General features: G+C 72.9%; 12 protein-coding genes. 6 read left to right on the forward strand and 6 right to left on the reverse strand.

Translation table 11 applies throughout. From position 1 onward, the window contains the following. Nucleotides 1-287: 287 nt before the first annotated feature. From ACZ6RC_RS14705 to ACZ6RC_RS14720, 4 genes are all read right to left on the reverse strand, one after another. Nucleotides 288-4,646, reverse strand: coding sequence for a LamG-like jellyroll fold domain-containing protein (locus tag ACZ6RC_RS14705; RefSeq protein ID WP_469582547.1), 4,359 nt, complete (start codon nucleotides 4,644-4,646; stop codon nucleotides 288-290). A 277-nt stretch (nucleotides 4,647-4,923) separates the two neighbouring features. Next, nucleotides 4,924-5,574, reverse strand: coding sequence for an ABC transporter (locus ACZ6RC_RS14710; protein WP_469582550.1), 651 nt, complete (start codon nucleotides 5,572-5,574; stop codon nucleotides 4,924-4,926). After that, a complete protein-coding gene (locus ACZ6RC_RS14715) occupies nucleotides 5,571-6,617 on the reverse strand; it encodes an ATP-binding cassette domain-containing protein (RefSeq protein ID WP_469582552.1) in 1,047 nt (348 codons plus the stop codon). The genes ACZ6RC_RS14710 and ACZ6RC_RS14715 overlap by 4 nt, the downstream gene beginning before the upstream one ends. A gap of 2 nt (nucleotides 6,618-6,619) precedes the next feature. Further along, on the reverse strand, nucleotides 6,620-7,297 hold the full coding sequence (locus ACZ6RC_RS14720; protein WP_391141751.1) for an AIM24 family protein: 678 nt from the start codon (nucleotides 7,295-7,297) through the stop codon (nucleotides 6,620-6,622). 84 nt (nucleotides 7,298-7,381) lie between these two features. On the opposite strand from ACZ6RC_RS14720, the gene ACZ6RC_RS14725 reads away from it, so the two are divergent. From ACZ6RC_RS14725 to ACZ6RC_RS14745, 5 genes are all read left to right on the forward strand, one after another. Continuing rightward, nucleotides 7,382-8,077, forward strand: a complete 696-nt coding sequence (locus ACZ6RC_RS14725) for a peptidyl-tRNA hydrolase (protein WP_469582555.1) — start codon at nucleotides 7,382-7,384, stop codon at nucleotides 8,075-8,077. 104 nt (nucleotides 8,078-8,181) lie between these two features. Beyond that, nucleotides 8,182-8,931, forward strand: a complete 750-nt coding sequence (locus tag ACZ6RC_RS14730) for a DUF4142 domain-containing protein (RefSeq protein WP_391141746.1) — start codon at nucleotides 8,182-8,184, stop codon at nucleotides 8,929-8,931. 129 nt (nucleotides 8,932-9,060) lie between these two features. Continuing rightward, on the forward strand, nucleotides 9,061-10,569 hold the full coding sequence (locus ACZ6RC_RS14735) for an MbnB/TglH/ChrH family RiPP precursor modification enzyme (RefSeq protein WP_469582558.1): 1,509 nt from the start codon (nucleotides 9,061-9,063) through the stop codon (nucleotides 10,567-10,569). A gap of 7 nt (nucleotides 10,570-10,576) precedes the next feature. Next, a complete protein-coding gene (locus ACZ6RC_RS14740; RefSeq protein WP_469582560.1) occupies nucleotides 10,577-11,617 on the forward strand; it encodes a TIGR04222 domain-containing membrane protein in 1,041 nt (346 codons plus the stop codon). Nucleotides 11,618-11,884: 267 nt separating this feature from the next. Beyond that, nucleotides 11,885-13,663 (forward strand): alpha/beta hydrolase, encoded by a 1,779-nt coding sequence (locus tag ACZ6RC_RS14745; protein ID WP_469582563.1) that lies wholly within the window; start codon nucleotides 11,885-11,887, stop codon nucleotides 13,661-13,663. Nucleotides 13,664-13,672: 9 nt separating this feature from the next. Here ACZ6RC_RS14745 and hemQ read toward each other — a convergent pair whose 3' ends face one another. Further along, nucleotides 13,673-14,386: a hydrogen peroxide-dependent heme synthase gene (gene hemQ, locus ACZ6RC_RS14750; protein ID WP_453612128.1), complete on the reverse strand. Its 714-nt coding sequence runs from the start codon at nucleotides 14,384-14,386 to the stop codon at nucleotides 13,673-13,675. 115 nt (nucleotides 14,387-14,501) lie between these two features. Beyond that, on the reverse strand, nucleotides 14,502-16,118 hold the full coding sequence (hemG, locus tag ACZ6RC_RS14755) for a protoporphyrinogen oxidase (RefSeq protein ID WP_469582567.1): 1,617 nt from the start codon (nucleotides 16,116-16,118) through the stop codon (nucleotides 14,502-14,504). Between the two features lie 141 nt (nucleotides 16,119-16,259). Here hemG and ACZ6RC_RS14760 point away from each other — a divergent pair, with 141 nt between their 5' ends. Further along, on the forward strand, nucleotides 16,260-17,273 hold the full coding sequence (locus ACZ6RC_RS14760) for a DUF4349 domain-containing protein (protein WP_469582570.1): 1,014 nt from the start codon (nucleotides 16,260-16,262) through the stop codon (nucleotides 17,271-17,273). Nucleotides 17,274-17,298 lie beyond the last annotated feature (25 nt).

Below are 17,298 nucleotides of genomic sequence, written 5' to 3' on the forward strand. Positions count from 1 at the left end.
ACGAAACGGGCGTCGGGCGATTTTCGTCGGCCGTCGCCGACGTGGTCGCGGAGGGTGACAAGCCCTGTATGAGCGTGCCCAGCAGGGCTCCGCTCGTGACAAGGGAGATCCGGGCCAGGGCCCGTCTCCGTGCTGATCTGTAGGAGCGCACTACGGAACGTCCTCCGGTGTTGCGGCTGGATGGGGGAAGGAAGCAGGGCCGGCGAGAGATCGGGTCAGGCAGGCGGCCCCAGGCCGATGAGGGGTGGGCAAGCGGCGCTCACTCACCCCTCGGTTCTCGCTGCCGGCTACAGAGCCGAGTAACTGCTCGACTCGACGTTGGGGTCGCTCAGGGCTACGACCTGAGCGGGGCTCAGCGCACCTTGATACATCCACACGTCGTCGATCTCGCCCGAGAAGTAGGAGCCCCATGAACCGTTGACCCGGTCCCGACCGAACTGCACCTGGCCGGTGGCGTCGAAGGGCTGCGTAGCCGATGCCCAGGAGACGTGATCGACGCAGTTCCCGGCAGGAGCCTCCTCGGAGCAGACCTGGTTTTCCAACGCGCCATTGACGTACAACGACAGTTGGTCACTGAAGCCGTCGTACACCACAGCGAGGTGGTTCCAGAGGCCCAACCGTGCGCCTTCGTCGAAGGTGTGCACCGCCGTCGTGCGGGTGGTGGTCGCGCCATCCTTGTCCGCGACGCTGACACGCCACTGCCCTACGTGGGACGGCTCCGAGGTGACGGGGTCGGTCACGGTCTTGATGTAATCCCAGCCGACTTCGACGGCGCTCTGGTTACTCCCCGCGACCGACAGCATGGTCATGTCCCGGTTCGGCGTTCCCGCGGTTTGAGCCCAGCCTGCGACGCTGAAACTCTGCCCGGTGCGGATCGGCATGGCTGTGGTGGCCGCATGGGCTCCGACGCCGTCGAGCAGCAGGCTCCCCGACGGGCTTCCGTCGTCTCCGACGACCGCGCCGCCCTCTTCGTTGATCCGGGCGCCCGCGGTCATCACCGCGTTCTCGGGGGCACCCGCGTCATCCGGTGCCGCCGGGGGCGTCCCGGTCGAGTTGTTGAACGCCCATCGGGCCCCCAGCTGGGGCCGCTGTTGCACCATCGCACGTGCCTCGTCCGACGTGACGACTCGGTCGTGAACCCGCACGTCGTCGACGTCTCCGCCGAAGAATTCACCGTTGACGCCCCCGCGGTGCACCGCCCCGATCTGGAGCCCGCCCGGGGAGACCCACGGCTTCGCCTGGGCGTACGCGACCTCTCCGACCCGGTAGCCGTTGACGAACAGCCTCAGCTTGCCCGCCTTCGCGTCCGAGACACCCATGACATGGGTCCACTCGTTCGTCGTCGGCCCGAAGCAGGGAGTGCGGGGCGTTCCAGGCGCACCGGCCACCGGCGCCGTGCAGGCGGGCTGCTGTACCGAGATCAGCGGCGCCGACGCCGAGTCCTCGGTGTAACGGCCGAAGCTCCATTTCTTCGCGTACGCGGAGTAGTACAGCAGGAATTCGGATTGATGCACACCACGCTGATTGACGATCATTCTCGGCGTCGTACCCGTGGTGGCCGGCAGACGTACCCATGCCGATACGGAGAAGCTGCGGGTGCCGTCCACCTGCGGGCGTGCGGTGCGGATGTGGTCGTCGACTCCGTCGAGGTGCACAGCTTTCCCAGAGGTGCCGGCCGCCCCCGTGATGGCGCCGTTCTCCAACGTCGCAACGGTGGTTTCCGAGCGCCCGAACAGCAGTCCGGTCGTGGGCTCGTCAAGCGTCCATCGCGCCTTCGCGGGCAGACCTGTCGTCACTCGACGGCCTGCCGCCGCCTCGGCCACCTCCGTGGCCCCGAGAGCGCGGTCCCAGACCGAGAGATCGTCCAGGGCCCCGGACCACGGATCCGCCTGTGGGTCGCCGTCTTGCTTCATGCGTCCGAAATTCATCGCACCTCGGGCGGACCACATCGTGACGTTCGCGAGGGAAGCCGAGGAGACGCCGTCGACATAGAGCGTGAGGGTACGAGCCGCCGCGTCGTACACGCCTGCGAGGTGGGTCCACTGGCCCTCGACCGCTGGGGCGGTCGATGCGGCGGTGTACCACCCGTAGCCGGACGCGGTGTCGGCGGTGGTCGACTTGATCGCCCACTTGTCCCCGAGCAGTCCCATGGTGACGGACTGGTGCTGGCCGTACTGAGCGATGGCGGCGGAGTTCCTCGTGGGGAGGACGCCGACGGGCTTGACCCATCCGGAGAGCGTAAAGCTGCGGTCGGTGTCGACGATGGCTCGGTCAGTGGCCAGATAGCCCGTCTTGGTGTTGTTCAGACTCACGGCTGGCCCGCTGCCGTCATGTCCGGCAGGGTCGCTGGTGGCTCCGGCACCCGCGGTCGTCTCGAAGGTGCTCTCCGCTCCCGCGAGCGACGTTGCGCCCTGCTGTTCGTCCATGGACCAGCCGGCTCGCTGAGGATGCCCCACCAGGACATTGAAGTAGTAATTCTCAGGCTGTGAGGCGTTATTCGCCCCGTCGATGGACCGGACCGAGAGGAAGTGGGGTCCGGAAGTTTCGAGAAGCAGACTGACCGTCCGTGGGTCTCCGTCGGTCGTCGCAACCGTGTTGGCGGCCGAGGCCGTGGTGTCCAGCCCGTACTCGTACTTGACGACGTCGACCGCCGCACTGTCGAGCGTGAAGGTTCCGTATCTGCCGACCCCGTCGGTCGAGGGCAGCGCGTCGGAGTGTGTCTTGCTGCCGGGGAACTCACTGGACGATACGCGGGGCCCGTCGGGAAGACTGGTGTCGATGTTGATGTAACACCCGGTGGCGTCACCGTACGAACTCCATGGGCCCCATTCGGCCCCGTCCCAGGCACGCGCCTCCCACCCCACCCAGATGCCCTGGGGAATCGCGACGGGCAGCGAGACGGAGAACGGCGAGCCCGACGCCTTGAAGGAGCTGGAGGAAGGCGTCGTACCTTCCGCTCCCGTAGACCACCAGCGTCGCTTGTAGCCGGTCTTGTCGCCCGCGTCCCAGTTGACGGCGAACTGCACGCCAATCTTCTCGTTGTCCGGGTCGGTCGCGACGGCAGTGATCTGCGGCACGCGGTTGATCTTGACGCCAGTGGCAAGGCAGACCGACCCGGGCGACATGGTCAGCGACTTCATCGGGATCTGGCGGGGCGGGAGGTTGTAGTGGACCCGCAGGCTCGCGTCGTCCGTGAAGCGCTTCCACGCTGCGGGGTCCGACTCGTTCTCCGCCTTAAGGCCGAAGGTGATGTCCCGCCAGCCATTGGTGGCCGCTTGTTGCACCACGCTCTTGACGTTGGCAGCCCCGAACTCCAGAAAGCCGGGAGCGCAACTGGAGCTCCAGCCCTTGGCCGCTGTCACGGTCTGGAGCCATTTCTGCCAGAAGCCTGAGACCGTCGAGTTGTTGAAGGTCGTGCCCGGCCCGATCGCCTTGGTCAGATACAGCTGTACGGGTTTCGCACTACAGCTGTAGGAGTGAGACTCGTAGGCGTTGAACTCGGCCGACAGAATGTGCTTTCCGGCAAACTTGCCGGTCACCGGAATGCGGTAGTAGACCCGCTTCACATCAGCTGTGGCGCACCTGGGCGATGCACAGTAGCCCGTTCCGAAGTCGTGCACATATGTACTGTTGTACGTGAATTTATAGTAGGCCTGGTCTCCATAAGCCCGGGAGATACCGGCCCAGGCCGAGGTGTGCGGGGTGTCCCACGCGGGGTCGATGTGGACCGGGTAGACCGTGCGAGGATCCTGCAGGAGGGACTGTGCGGGGGTGAGGATCATCGCGTCGTCACCGCCCGTGCCGTGACCATCGGCCGTGAATTCCACGCCGACCGGCGCGGCGTGCGCTGCGCCGGGCACGGGAGCTTCGACGGAGGTGGCGCCGGGCAGGCTGGATGCGGCCCGCGCGCCGCGCGCGGCCGCTGCAGCGGGAGTCCCAGGGTTGCCCGGCCCCTCCTTGGCGCCGGCCGAGGAGTCGTACATCATCGGCTTGGGAGCGGTGAATACCGTTCCGCCTGCGCCCTTGTCGACCGCTTCCAGCGTGCCGTCGGCGTTCTCCCGCACGGCAATCCCCTCGGCGTTCAGCCCGAGGCGGAGCTGGGCGAGGTCCGGGTTCTTCGCCGCCTCCGGGGTGTTGACCACGAGCAACTGATTGAACCCTGTACGCGTGGCAATCAGCCGAAGGTCGACTCCGGGCAGGACCGACTGGTACGTGGCCGTCGCACCGTCGAGCTCAGGCTCCGGAAGCGGCTCAGGCCAGGTCAACTCGAGAACTTTGCCGGCGCGCGTCATCCGGACGAGAGGCTTGTCACCTCCCCCGGAGAAAGCGAGACCGGACAAGGCCGCCCGAGGTTCCACCATGCCGCCGGAAGCCCGCTCGAGGGCAGGGTCGATGTCCACCCACGCACCACTCTTGCGCGTGCGCACCGGCTGCGTGTGCGTGACCGACTCCAACGTCCCGTCCGGACGTGCCGTCACTTCGCTGAACTCGGTCCGCATCGACGCCACATCGACCGGCTTGCCGTTCTTCTTCGCCTTGGCGACGGCAAGGCTCTCCGGCGTGTCGGCGTTCTCCGACTGCGCGTCGACCTGCCCGCCGCCCTGCGTCGGCGCTGCGATGTCCGCCGCGGCGGGCACGGCACTCATTCCGGTGAAGGCACAGGCTGCCGCGACCGCTGTCGCAACACCTCGCCCAAGTCCCCATCGTGCGCGTCTGACTCTCATGACCCCCCAATTCCCCCCGCTTCAGGTACTGGAGGGAGTGAACGAGGCTGACCACGCTGACGTCAAAGGGTTATGTCACGTCACTCGTTGTACTCAGACCGCACAGATCCGACACTTTGGACCTATATACATGCGACAAACAGGGCAATTGCGCTCTCGCACGCATGAAACAAATCACACCAACTTTCGACATAGTCCGTCACTCGCGCCACGCCGTCGCCCGGCACGCCAGGGTCACCGTCGCCGCCGTGAGGGTCACGGCGCCGGCCAGGGGGAGCCAGGGGAGGGGGACGGTCGAGGTGGCGGAGGCGGTGACCAGGGAGGTGATGGTGTGGGCCGCCGGGGAGCCGGTGGTGACCAGGGCGAGCAGGGAGCCGAGGACCAGGGCAGCGAGGGAGAGGCCGCGGGCGTGGAGGAAGGGACGGGAGGTGAGGGTGCCGACGGCCGCGCCGGTCAGTACGCAGACGGCCGTGGCGAGGAGCCCGGCGGCGCCCGCCGCCACGGGGTCGACCCGGCGCAGGTCGCTCGTCGCCGTCACTGCGAGGGCCGCGACCGCGCCGACCGGCCCCGCGCAGCCCACGGCGGCCAGGACCGCCGCGACGTGGGCCCGTCGGCGGCCCGCCGCGGCCGCCACCACCCCGCGCGCGGCGGCCGGTTCCTGGCTCAGGCAGATCCGTACCACCCAGGCGGTCACCGGCAGCAGTCCGGCCACGGCGTAGCCGAGGGCGCCCAGCACGGGTTCTCCGGCGCGGAGGCCCACGACGAGGAAGACGCCATAGAGGAGGAGCGGGGCGAGCCAGCGCTGGGAGCGCAGGAGCAGGGCCGTGTGGTAGCGGACCAGTGCGGTCATACCCGTACGCCTTCGGTACTGAGGTGGTGGACGTGCCAGGCGGGGCGGGCGGTGAGCAGCGTGCGCAGCACCGCGTCGGAGTGGGCCGCGTCGACGGTCAGAGCCGTGGTCCCGTCCGGGCCGGGGGCGGACGCGGGCCGGCCCGGGAGCCCGTCGGGCAGCGCTCCCCCGCCGGAGACCACGATGCGCACCCGGACCCCGCCGGCAGAGGCCGGTTCCGGGAGCGCCCCGGAGACCGCGGGCGGAGTCCCGTGCGCTCGGGAGGCGGCGGCGCCGGAGACCGCGGCGCCGACGACCGCGGGCGGAGTCCCGTGCGCTCGGGAGGCGGCGGCGCCGGAGACCGCGGCGCCGACGACCGCGGGCAGAGTCCGGTGCGCCGGGGAGGCGGCAGCCCCGGAGGCCGCGGCGCCGACGGCCCCGGCCGGGGCCGGGTGGACCCGGCCCGTCGCCACCGCGTACACCGCGTCGGCCTCCCCCGCCAGTCTCCGCGGGTCGTGGTCGACGAAGACCACCGCCGCCCCGGCGGCGAGCCGGCCCCGGACCGCGTGGTCGAGTTCCCGGCGGGCCGCCGCGTCCAGGCCGGTCCACGCCTCGTCCAAGACCAGCAGCTCCGGGTCCGCGAGGAGGGCCTGGGCGACGGCGACCTTCTGGCTGCTGCCCTTGGAGAGTGCGGCGAGCGGGGTGTCGGCGAAGCCGCTCCCGCCGAAGCGTTCCAGCCACTCCCCCGCCCGCGCCTCCGCCTCCGCCCCGCCGAGGCCCTGGACGCGGCCGAGGTGGCGGAGATAGCCGCGCGCGGTGAACGGCAGGGCGGCCGGGAAGCGTTCGGGGACGTACGCCGTGCGGGCGGGGCGGCCCGTGATCCGCCCCTCGGAGGGCGCGTCGATCCCCGCGATCAGCCGCAGCAGGGTGGACTTGCCGGAGCCGTTGCCCCCGATGACCCGCACCAGGGCGCCGGCGGGCAGCGCGAGGTCGGCGCCGCGCAGCACCCACGAGCCGCGCAGGCCGTAGCGGCGGCCCACCCCCGCCAAGCGCGTGGGGGACACGGTCAGTTGGCCGACGCCTTCTGCGGGGTCAGCTCGCTCGGCCGGACGATGACGAAGCCCTCGCCCTCCAGCTTGAGCTGGACCGCCTCGCCCGAGCCGCCGCGCATCATCGAGCCGAAGGACTGCGAGCGGTGCAGGGAGGGGTGCAGGCGCTCGCTCCAGCCGACGACGGCGTCGGTGTCGACGAAGACCGGCAGCTGCGGGGAGACCGGGATGACGATCGGGGTGCCGTCGCAGACCAGGGCGATCTTGCCGTGACCGGAGAAGACGCTGTTGAAGAGGCCGCCGCCGGTCATGCCGGCGCCCTTCACGGTTTTGATCTCGTACGAGAGGGTGGGGTCGAAGCAGAGGACGTTGCGGCCGTTCACGGTGAGCGCGTCGTGCTGCTCGATCTCGACGATGAAGCAGTTCTGCGCCTCGTGCGCGAACCAGGCCTCGCCCTGCCCGCGCACGGCCATCAGCGCCAGCCCCTCGCCCGTGACGGCGCGCTTGAGCATGCCGCCGAGGCCCTGGCCCTTGCGCTCGAACTGGAGGTCCCCGCGGAAGGCGATCATCGAGCCCTGGCGGGCGTGCATCTCGCCCTGGACGGTGTACTTCACGGACTTCGCGTTCTGGAGGGTCATCCCCGGAAACGTCGCGGCGTCGGCAAGGTGTTCGCCGGTGAACAGATCACTTTTCATGCTCGCATCCTGACCCGGAATCGGTCGTTCCTACAAGAATCGCCCGTCGCGGGCGGTGGACGGCCGCGATGGCAGACTTGCCGGGTGAGCAGCAACGAGACCGATCCCCGCGACGACAAGCCCCAGTTCGTCCTGCCCCTCGTCGTCCGGGTGGAGCGCGCCGAACCCCCCGCCCGTACCGACGCCCTGCAGACGGCGGCCCGCGCCGTGCTGGCGATCCTCACCGACGCACGCGCGCACGGCGACGGGGAGTGGGCGCGGGTCATGACCGAATGGCAGGACGCCCGGATCCGGAAGGTCGTGCGCCGGGCGCGCGGCGCGGAGTGGCGCCGGGCGGCCGCCCTGCCCGGCATCACCGTCCACGGGGAGACCGCGGAGGTGCGGGTCTTCCCGCCGGTCCCGCTGGACGGCTGGCCCAAGGAGCTGGTCAAGCTCCAGGTCTCCGGCACCGACCTGGAGGACCCGGCCGAGCCCGGCGACGTACCGGCCGGGGCCGCGCGGCTGTGGCTCAATCCCGGCCTCGAGATGTCCGCGGGGAAGGCGATGGCGCAGGCCGGGCACGGGGCGCAGCTCCTCTGGTGGGCGATGCCGGAGCCGGACCGGGAGGCCTGGCGCGAGGCCGGGTTCCCGCTGGCGGTGCGGACGGCGGACCCGGCGCGCTGGGCTGCGCTGACGACGAGCGGCCTGCCGGTGGTACGGGACGCCGGATTCACGGAGATCGCTCCCGGTTCGTGCACGGTGGTGTCCGACTTCCCGGCCGCGGGTCGGCTCCTCGGCTGAACGCACCTCCCTCCCCGTGCGTATCTCCTCATATCGCCAAGGAGGTTGAACCGCTGCCCGTGAGGCGGTTCAGTCTGCGGTACCACGAACGTACGGGAGACACCTTGTCGCTACGCGTCAACGGGACGGCACTCATCATCGCGGCGCTCGTCGCCACGGTCGGCGCGCTCGCCTTCCCCGTCTGGTCCTATGCCGACCGCTCCGGCACCGGAGAGGCCAATCTCAACGCCTCGTCCGTGGCCACCCAGTGGGGGCCGCTCTCCGCCACCGACCGGGACTTCCTGGTGAAGGTGCGGCTGGCCGGCCTCTGGGAGCTACCGGCCGGACAGCAGGCCATCGAGCGCGCCCCCAGCAAGGCGATGGTGGAGTGCGGCGACCACCTCGTCGTCGGCCACACCGACCTGGACCGGCGGGCGCGGACCGTGGCGGCGCAGTTGGGCGTGGAGCTGCCCAATCAGCCCACCGACCAGCAGCAGGGCTGGCTGCGCGAGCTGACGGCGTCGCGCGGGGAGGAGTACGAGCGGAAGTTCGCGAACCTGCTCCGCAACGCGCACGGCAAGGTCTTCGCGCTGATCGCCGAGGTCCGGCACACCACCCGCAACACCCTGATACGCCAGCTGGCGAGTGACGCGAACCAGACGGTCCTCGACCACATCACCATGCTGGAGGCGACCGGGATGGTCGACTTCGACGCGCTGGCGAACGAGGCCGCCGGGCGCAAGACGTCGAGCCCGACGGGGCCGCCCGCGGTGCCGTCGCCCGGCGTGCCGACGCCGGTGGTCCCGTCGGGGACGGACCAGTCGTTCACCTCCCGGCCGGTGCCGGACGGGGGGATCGTCACCCCGCACTCCTAGGGCATGTCCGGATAGCGGCGCCATCGGGGCCGGGTGCGCCGGAACCTCAAATCAACCTCTGAACGTCCCTCCGGCTGGATTCGAACGGATCCGGCGGGGCCATCACACCGGGGACTGAAGGAGGGGGACATGACGGAACTCGGCATCGGCATCGGCTGGCGGCCCGAGATCGCGGACGCGGTGGAGGCGCTGCCCGGCGTCGACTGGGTGGAGGTCGTCGCGGAGAACCTCTGCGCCGGCCACCTCCCCGACTCCCTGACCCGGCTGCGCTCGCGAGGGGTCACGGTCGTCCCGCACGGGGTGTCGCTGGGCATCGGCGGCGCGGACCGTCCGGACGCCGGGCGGCTCGCGGAGCTGGCGGCGAAGGCGACGGCGCTGGGGGCGCCCCTGGTGACGGAGCACATCGCGTTCGTCCGGGCCGGGGGCCCGCTGACCGCGACCTCCGTCCTGGAGGCGGGGCACCTGCTGCCGGTCCCCCGCACCTGGGACGCGCTCGACGTGCTCTGCGAGAACGTCCGGATCGCGCAGGACGCCCTGCCGGTGCCGCTGGCCCTGGAGAACATCGCGGCGCTGATCTCGTGGCCCGGCGAGGAGCTGACGGAGGGGCAGTTCCTCGCGGAGCTGGTGGAGCGTACGGGGGTACGGCTCCTCATCGACGTCGCCAACCTCCACACCAACCACGTCAACCGCGGCGAGGACCCGTCGAAGGCCCTCTCCGAGCTGCCGGTCGAGGCGATCGCGTACGTGCACGTCGCCGGCGGCCTCGAGCGCGACGGCGTCTGGCACGACACCCACGCCCATCCGGTCACCGCCCCCGTCCTCGCGATCCTGTCCGACCTGGCCTCCCGGGTCGCCCCGCCGGGAGTCCTGCTGGAGCGGGACGACCACTTCCCGGCGCGGGCGGAGCTGGCGGCGGAGCTGACCTCGATCCGCGAGACCGTGGCCGCGGGGCGCCGACGGGGAGCCCGGGAGCAGGCCGGGCAGGAGGCCCGCGCGGAGGGCCCGCTGCTCATCGGCGCGGGCGCCCGAGTCTCGGGCGGCCCGATGCCGGTGCCGCCGGCCGCCCCCGGTACGGGGACGCGTACGGACGCGGACACGGACTCCGGTACGCGTCCTACGGGTACGGACGCGGGTACGGGCTCCGGTACGCGGACCAGTACGGACGCGGACACGGACTCAGGTCCGCGCCGTGCGGGTACGGCTTCGCGCGCGGCCGCCGCCGGCACCGGCGCCGCCCGGGAGCGGCTCGCCCTCGACCAGGCCGCGGTGCTCTCCGCGCTGGTCGCCGGGACGCCCGCCCCCGAAGGCTTCGACTCGCGCCGGCTGGGGGTGCAGAGCCGCGCGCTGTCGGCCAAGCGGGCCGATGTCGTCGCCAAGGTCGCCCCCGAGCTCCCGGAGATCCTGGGCACGGGCTTCCGGCCCGCGTTCCTCGCGTACGCCAGGTCCCGCCCCATGACCGGCGGTTACCGCCGCGACGCGCTCGACTTCGTCGAGCATCTGCTCGTCGCCGGACGCCCCGAAGACCCTGATGCCCGACACCGGCTCACCCAGTGGTGGCAGGACCGTTCCGGTTCCCGCCCGCCGGGCCCGGTCACCCGCCTGGCCCGGGCCGCCCGCGCCGCGCTCGTACGAAGGTGAGAGACCGATGAACACGATCGCCGTCCTCTACTACCTGGCCGCCGCGGCGGCCGTGGTCACCCTGATCGTCATGACCTCCCGCACCCGCTCCGGCAACGGCGGGCAGATCCACGACCGTCACGAGGCCGCCTTCCTCAACGGCGGCCCCGCCAGGGTCGTCGACGCGGCCCTCGCCGCCCTCCACGCCGACGGCCGGATCGCCGTCGGCGGCCCGGGCATCGTCTCCGTGCTGCGCCCCGCCCCCCGCGACCACGTCGAGCGCGCCCTCCTCCAGGAGCACGCGGCCGCCCCGCACGGCGCCCTGCACCATCTGCGTCTGATGACCATGAGCCACCCGGCCGTCCAGGAGATCGGCGACGGACTGGCGGCGCGCGGGCTGATCGTGGCGCCCCGGGTGCGCCGCACCGCGATCCGCTGGAGCGTGACCGTCGGCATCGTCTCCTTGGCCATGGTGCCCGTCTCGCTGATCCTCACGATCGCCGAATTCGCCGGCACGGACAGCCAGGAGATGTACGTCCCGTTCTTCCTCAAGGTGCTGCCCGCCCTGGTCGGCGCCGGGATCACCGCCGCCGTCTGCGGAGCGATCGCCTCCCGGCGGGTCCCCCCGGCGGGCCGCGGCGCCGTCCTCGCGTACGGACAGGCCCACGGACACATCGCCGACGCCGGGCAGCTGGTCGCCCTGCACGGACTGCGCGCCCTGCCGGACCCGCTGCTGCGGGAGCAGTTGCTGACCGCGGCCCGGATCCGGGTCCCCCGCGCCTCCACCCGCCGGACCCACCACAGCCACTCGTCCACGGCCGACTCGTCCGCCGCCTTGGTCACCGTGTGGTGCGCCGCCAGCACGGGCGGCGGCAGCGGCGGGGGCGGCTGCGGCACGGGCGGAGGGGGCGGCGGAGGCTGCTCGGGCGGATCGTGCTCCGGAGGCGGCGGCGGGGGTGGCGGCGGCTGCTCCGGTTCCAGCGGAAGTTCGTGCTCCAGTTCGAGTTCCAGCGGGAGTTCGTGCTCCAGCGGCGGCGGTTCGAGCTGCGGCGGCGGCTCCAGCAGCTGACCGCACCCCTGCCCCTCCCTCGCGCCCCGGCCGTCCGACGGCCGGGGCGCGCGCGGTCGCCCGAGGGGGCGCGCCGGGGGCATCCGGGGCGACACCCGCCGACGGTCCTTTACTTCCCGCGCCGGCCCGCCAACGATCCCTGTGTTCCGCATGCGCGCGTGCCCGCGCGCGCCCGGGCACGAAGACGCGCGGGCGAGCATCGGGCACGGGCGCACGCACGCATCCGGGGACGTCCCGCTTGCCCGCACGCGCACGAAGGTAGGGCCGATGAGAACGCTCGCACGGTACGGAGCCCTCGGATCGCTGGTCCTCACGTCCCTGGTCCTCGCCTCCCAGGCCGCGGTGCCCGCCGCACCCGCCGGAGCCCTGGACACCGCGCCCGCCGCACCGGCCAGGGCCACGGACACCTCGCCCGCCGAGACCCGCGGCCTGCTCGCGGCCGCCTCACGCGCCGCCGCCGAGGGCATCGACTGGGGCGCCTGCCCGGCGGCCGAGAGGCTCCCCGCCTCCGTGCGCTGCGGCACCGTCCGCGTCCCCCTCGACTACGCCGACCCCGACGGCCCCCGGATCGGACTCACCGTCAGCCGGACCGGGGCCTCCGGTCCGGCCTCCGGCCGTCAGGGCGCGCTGGTCTACAACCCGGGCGGCCCCGGCGCCTCCTCGACGTCCTTCCCGCTGGTCGCCGGGCTCCCCGTGTGGAAGCGGATCTCCGCCGCGTACGACCTGGTCGGCTACGCCCCGCGCGGGGTGACGGGCAGCTCCGCGCCGGTGTCCTGCCAGGATCCCGCCGACCGCGTCAAGGGCCCCACCCCGGCGCCCTCCCAGCCGTCGGAGGTCTACAAGCAGGAGCGGATCGCCCGCGCGAAGACGTACGCCCAGGGCTGTGCGCGGCGCACCGGCGCCGGTCTGCGCCACTACCACTCGCTCAACAACGCCCGCGACCTGGACGTGTTGCGCGCCGCGCTGGGCGAGCCGCGGCTGACGTTCATGGGCGCCTCGTACGGCACGTACTTCGGCGCGCTGTACGCGACGCTCTTCCCGGAGCGGGTGCGCCGGATGGTCTTCGACGCACCGGTGAACCCCGATCCCCGGCAGGTCTGGTACGCCAACAACCTCGACCAGTCCCTGGCGTTCGAGCGCCGGTGGGCCGACTTCCGCGGCTGGGTGGCCAAGCACCACGGGACGTACGGCCTGGGGTCCACGGCGGAGGCGGTGCTGGCGAGCTACGAGAAGGTGCGCGTCGCGCTCGCGGCCCGCCCGGCGGGCGGGAAGGTGGGCCCGGGGCAGCTGCACGCGGCGATGATCCAGGTCGGCTACCACGACGGTTACTGGCCCCCGCGGGCCGCCGCGCTGGCACGGTTCCTGAAGGGCGACCCGAAGCCGCTGATCGAGCAGGCCGCGCCGGCGGAGGGGCCGGTGCGCGAGGGCGACCCGGATCCCGGCAACGGCAGGGCCGTCTACACGGCGGTCGAGTGCAACGACGCCCCCTGGCCGGAGGACTTCGCCGTGTGGGACCGGGACAACACCCGGCTCGCGAAGCTCGCCCCGTTCGAGACCTGGGACAACGCCTGGATGAACCTGCCGTGCGCCTACTGGACGGCGCCGCGCCGGACGCCGGTGGACGTCCGGACCGGGGCGGGCGTGCTGCCGCCGGTGCTCATCCTGGCGGCCGAGCGGGACGCGGCCACGCCGTACGAAGGGGCCCTGGAGCTGCAGCGCAGGCTGTGGGGGGCGGCGCTCGTGACCGAGCGGGACGCGGGGACGCACGGGATCGGCGGCGGGCCGAACAGCTGCGTGAACCGGCATCTGGAGACGTATCTGCTCACCGGCGAGGTGCCAGGCGCGACGGCGGCGCGGGCCGGGGCACCGGGAGGGGCCGGGACGCCGGCCGGGGAAAGGACGCCGGTGCGGCGCGCGTCGTGCGCGCCGCACCCGGAGCCGGACCCGGTGTCGCTGGAACGGCGTTCGGAGCTCCGTCCGCCGTCTGATCTTCCGGGTCGAGGGGTGGCGGCCCGGCTGGGCGCCGGGTCGTCACCAGGTCGGTAGGACGGGCCGTCAGGCCAGGCCCGCCACCAGCTCGGCGACGCTCTTGCGACGGCCGGTGTAGAACGGGACCTCCTCGCGGACGTGCATCCGCGCCTCGGAGGCCCGCAGGTGGCGCATGAGGTCGACGATCCGGTACAGCTCGTCGGCCTCGAAGGCGAGCAGCCATTCGTAGTCGCCGAGCGAGAAGGAGGCGACCGTGTTGGCACGGACGTCGGGGAAGCCGCGGGCCATCTTGCCGTGGTCCGCGAGCATCCGGCGACGGTCCTCGTCCGGCAGCAGGTACCAGTCGTAGGAGCGCACGAAGGGGTAGACGCTGACGTAGTCGCGGGGCGTCTCGTCGGCCAGGAAGGCCGGGATGTGCGACTTGTTGAACTCGGCGGGGCGGTGCAGCGCCATGTTGGACCAGACCGGCTCCAGGGCGCGGCCGAGCCGGGTGCGGCGGAAGAGGTTGTACGCCTCCTGGAGCTCGTCGCTCGTCTCGGCGTGCCACCAGATCATCACGTCGGCGTCGGCGCGCAGACCGGAGAGGTCGTACGTGCCGCGGACGGTGATGTCCTTGGCGGCGAGCTGGTCGAAGAGCTCCTGGACCTCGTCGGCGAAGCCGGCGCGGTTCTCGGGCAGGACGTCGCGCAGCTTGAACACGGACCACAGGGTGTAGCGGATGACCTCGTTGAGGTCCTTCGCCTTCTTACCGGCGTTCGGGATCTTTTCGGGCGCACTCATACGCCTATTCTCGCCCGTCACGGACAGTGCCCCGCACCAGGGTCGGTGGTTTGCGACGTGGCGATGATCTCCCCGGCCGTTTCCCCGGCGTACGCCCGGCCTCCGGCCCCGGCCGTCACCCCGCCCGCCCGGCGGAGGCGTCGGCGAGGAGTTCGTCGGCCGCGCGGTGGGCGGAGGCGATGCAGGCGGGGATGCCGACCCCGTCGTACGCGGCCCCGGCGAGGCGCAGCCCGGGCAGTGCGGCGACGGCCTCGCGGGCGCGGGCGACGCGGTCGAGGTGGCCGACGGGGTACTGCGGCAGGCCGTCGATCCAGCGGGTGACGGTGGTGGCGACGGGCCGGGCGGCCAGGCCGGTCGCGGCGGCCAGGTCCTTCGCGGAGGCCGCGACGAGGTCGGCGTCGTCGCGGTGGACCTGCTCCTCCTCGCCGTAGCGGCCGACGGAGGTGCGCAGGACGAAGAGGTCGGGGGCGGCGTCGGCGACCCACTGCCACTTCCGGGCGGAGAAGGTGGAGGCCTTGATGGTGTGGCCGTCGACCGGGGGCACGAGGAAGCCGGAGCCGGGCAGGGCGGCGCGGAGGTCGCTCCGCCGGAAGGCGAAGGTGACCAGGGCCATCGAGGCGTACTCGACGGTGTCGAGCTGCGCGGCGGCGGCCGGTGCCTCGTCGGCGAGGAGGGCGGCGGCGGCCCAGGTGGGCGTGGCGAGGACGACCGCGTCGGCGTGGTGCACCCGGTCGCCGGCGACGATCCGCCATCGCGTGCCGGGGGTCCCGCCGTCGGCGGCGGCCGCGAGGCGGGCGGCGGCGGAGGCGGAGGCGACGGCGGCACCGGCCACGGTGGCGGAGGCCAGGCCCGCGGCGGCGGCGGACAGGCCTGCCGTGGCGGCGGCGTCCGGGTGTCCGGCCCCGGGGCGCGCGTCGGACTCCTCGGCCGTGACGCGGCGGAGTTCGGTCACCGGGGCGTGGGTCAGGATCTCTCCGCCGGCCGCGCGGATCGCGTCCGCCACGGCTCCGGGCAGGGTGCCGATGCCGCCCTCGATGCCCGCGAAGACCGAGCCGCCGAGTCCGGTGGCCGCTCCGGCCGCGTCGGCCGGGGTGGCGGCGCCGGCCTGCTGGACGGCGCGGACGGCGGCGGAGAGGGTGGGGTGGGTACGGGCGGCCTCGAAGAGCGCGGGCACCGCGGCCCGCAGGGAGATGCGGTAGGCGTCTCCGGCGTAGACGCCGCCGAGGAGCGGCTCGACGAGTCGGTCGACGACCTCGTGGCCCATCCGTTCGGAGACGTACGCGCCGATGGCGATGTCGTCGCCGATCTCGGTGGGCGGCAGGTCGAGATCCCGCCCGACGGCGCGGACGCCCGCGTCGGAGAGGAGCCCGGCGACGGCCGCGCCGCCGGACGGGACGCCCATGACGTGCCCCTTGGGCATGGGGATCAGTTCGCCGCGCGACCATACGGACGCGGTGGTGGTGGCCGGCGCCGTGAGCCGGTCGCCGAGGCCGACGGCGGTCGCGAGCGCGACCGCCTCGGGGCGCCGGGCGAGCAGCGATTCGGCGCCGAGGTCGACGGGGGCGCCGGCGATCTCCCCGGCGAGGAGCTTGCCGCCGACGCGGTCGCCGCCTTCGAGGAGGGTGACGCGCACGCCCGCCGTGGCCAGGCGGTGCGCGGCGGCGAGTCCCGCGATGCCGCCTCCCACGACGACGACGTGCCCCAGCGACCTGCCCGTGGTGTCCGCGTTCATGGGTCCACTCTCTCAAACGAGGCCGCCGAGCCGTTCCGAGGCCGGAACGTGACCACTTCGCTACCGGTGGAGGGCAACCCGCTCCCCCCTCCCGAACGTCGAACGATCGACATTCACCACCACCACCCTGGGGGGATCCGGATGCGTGCAGCACGCATGACGGCCGTGGCGCTGCTGACGGCCTCGCTGGCCCTGACCGGCTGCGCCGCGTCGGACGGCGCCGGCGACGAGAAGAGCGTGAGCGGCGCCGAGGAGGCCGCCCGGGCGCCGGGCCCCGAGGGTGCCGCCGACAACGACAACGCCTCGGGCGAGGACCGGGCCGGGGCGACGCAGGAGGGGCAGCGGGGGGCGGAGGCCCGCAAGCCCGCCGCCGCGCCCCGGCAGCACGTCATCCGTACCGCCGAACTGGCCGTGGAGGTCGGGGACGCGACGAAGGCGCTGGCCACCGCCCGGCGGGTCACCGAGGCCGCGGGCGGCCACGTCGCCAACGAGTCGACGGAGCGGGCCGACGACACGCACACCACCTCGCGGGTGGTGCTGCGGGTGCCGCAGGAGCGTTATGAGTCGGTCCTGCGGGAGCTGGCGGGCACCGGCAGGCTCCTCTCGCGGACCGCGGACGCCAAGGACGTCACCGAGCAGGTGGTCGACGTCGAGAGCCGGATCGCCACCCAGCGGGCGAGCGTGGCACGGGTGCGCGCGCTGATGGACCGGGCGACGCAGCTGAGCGAGGTGGTGACCCTGGAAGGGGAGCTGAGCCGCCGTCAGGCCGATCTGGAGTCGCTGCTGGCCCAGCAGGCGTCGCTGAAGGACCGTACGACACTGGCGACCGTCACCCTCTCCCTCACCGAGAAGGGGACGGAGCGGCCGTCCGAGGGCGAGGACCGGCCCGGCTTCCTCGACGCGCTCGCCGGCGGCTGGGGCGCGCTGGTGACCGCGCTCGCCTGGGTGCTGGTCGTGCTGGCGGCGCTGGCGCCGTGGCTGGCGGTGGCGGCGGTCCTGTACGCGGTGTGGCGCTGGCTGGTCCGGCCGCGGCTGCCCCGGCGTCCCGCCCCGCAGCTGCCCCCGCGTCCCTTCCCCGCGCCGGGAGCCCGCCCGTCGGAGGCGGCGCCGGGAGCGGGCCCGTCCGCGGCGGCGCCCGCGCAGCGGGAGGACTGAACGGCCGCTGCGACGTAGCGTGTTC

Source organism: Streptomyces sp. NPDC048353 (genome assembly GCF_055587165.1).

Excerpts from the sequence above, each read along its gene's own strand:
- ACZ6RC_RS14705 (WP_469582547.1), bottom strand. The coding sequence starts at position 4,646 with ATGAGTGCCGTGCCCGCCGCGGCGGACATCGCAGCGCCGACGCAGGGC.
- ACZ6RC_RS14710 (WP_469582550.1), bottom strand. The coding sequence starts at position 5,574 with ATGACCGCACTGGTCCGCTACCACACGGCCCTGCTCCTGCGCTCCCAG.
- ACZ6RC_RS14720 (WP_391141751.1), bottom strand. The coding sequence starts at position 7,297 with ATGAAAAGTGATCTGTTCACCGGCGAACACCTTGCCGACGCCGCGACG.
- ACZ6RC_RS14735 (WP_469582558.1), top strand. The coding sequence starts at position 9,061 with ATGACGGAACTCGGCATCGGCATCGGCTGGCGGCCCGAGATCGCGGAC.
- ACZ6RC_RS14740 (WP_469582560.1), top strand. The coding sequence starts at position 10,577 with ATGAACACGATCGCCGTCCTCTACTACCTGGCCGCCGCGGCGGCCGTG.
- ACZ6RC_RS14745 (WP_469582563.1), top strand. The coding sequence starts at position 11,885 with ATGAGAACGCTCGCACGGTACGGAGCCCTCGGATCGCTGGTCCTCACG.
- hemQ (WP_453612128.1), bottom strand. The coding sequence starts at position 14,386 with ATGAGTGCGCCCGAAAAGATCCCGAACGCCGGTAAGAAGGCGAAGGAC.
- hemG (WP_469582567.1), bottom strand. The coding sequence starts at position 16,118 with ATGAACGCGGACACCACGGGCAGGTCGCTGGGGCACGTCGTCGTCGTG.
- ACZ6RC_RS14760 (WP_469582570.1), top strand. The coding sequence starts at position 16,260 with ATGCGTGCAGCACGCATGACGGCCGTGGCGCTGCTGACGGCCTCGCTG.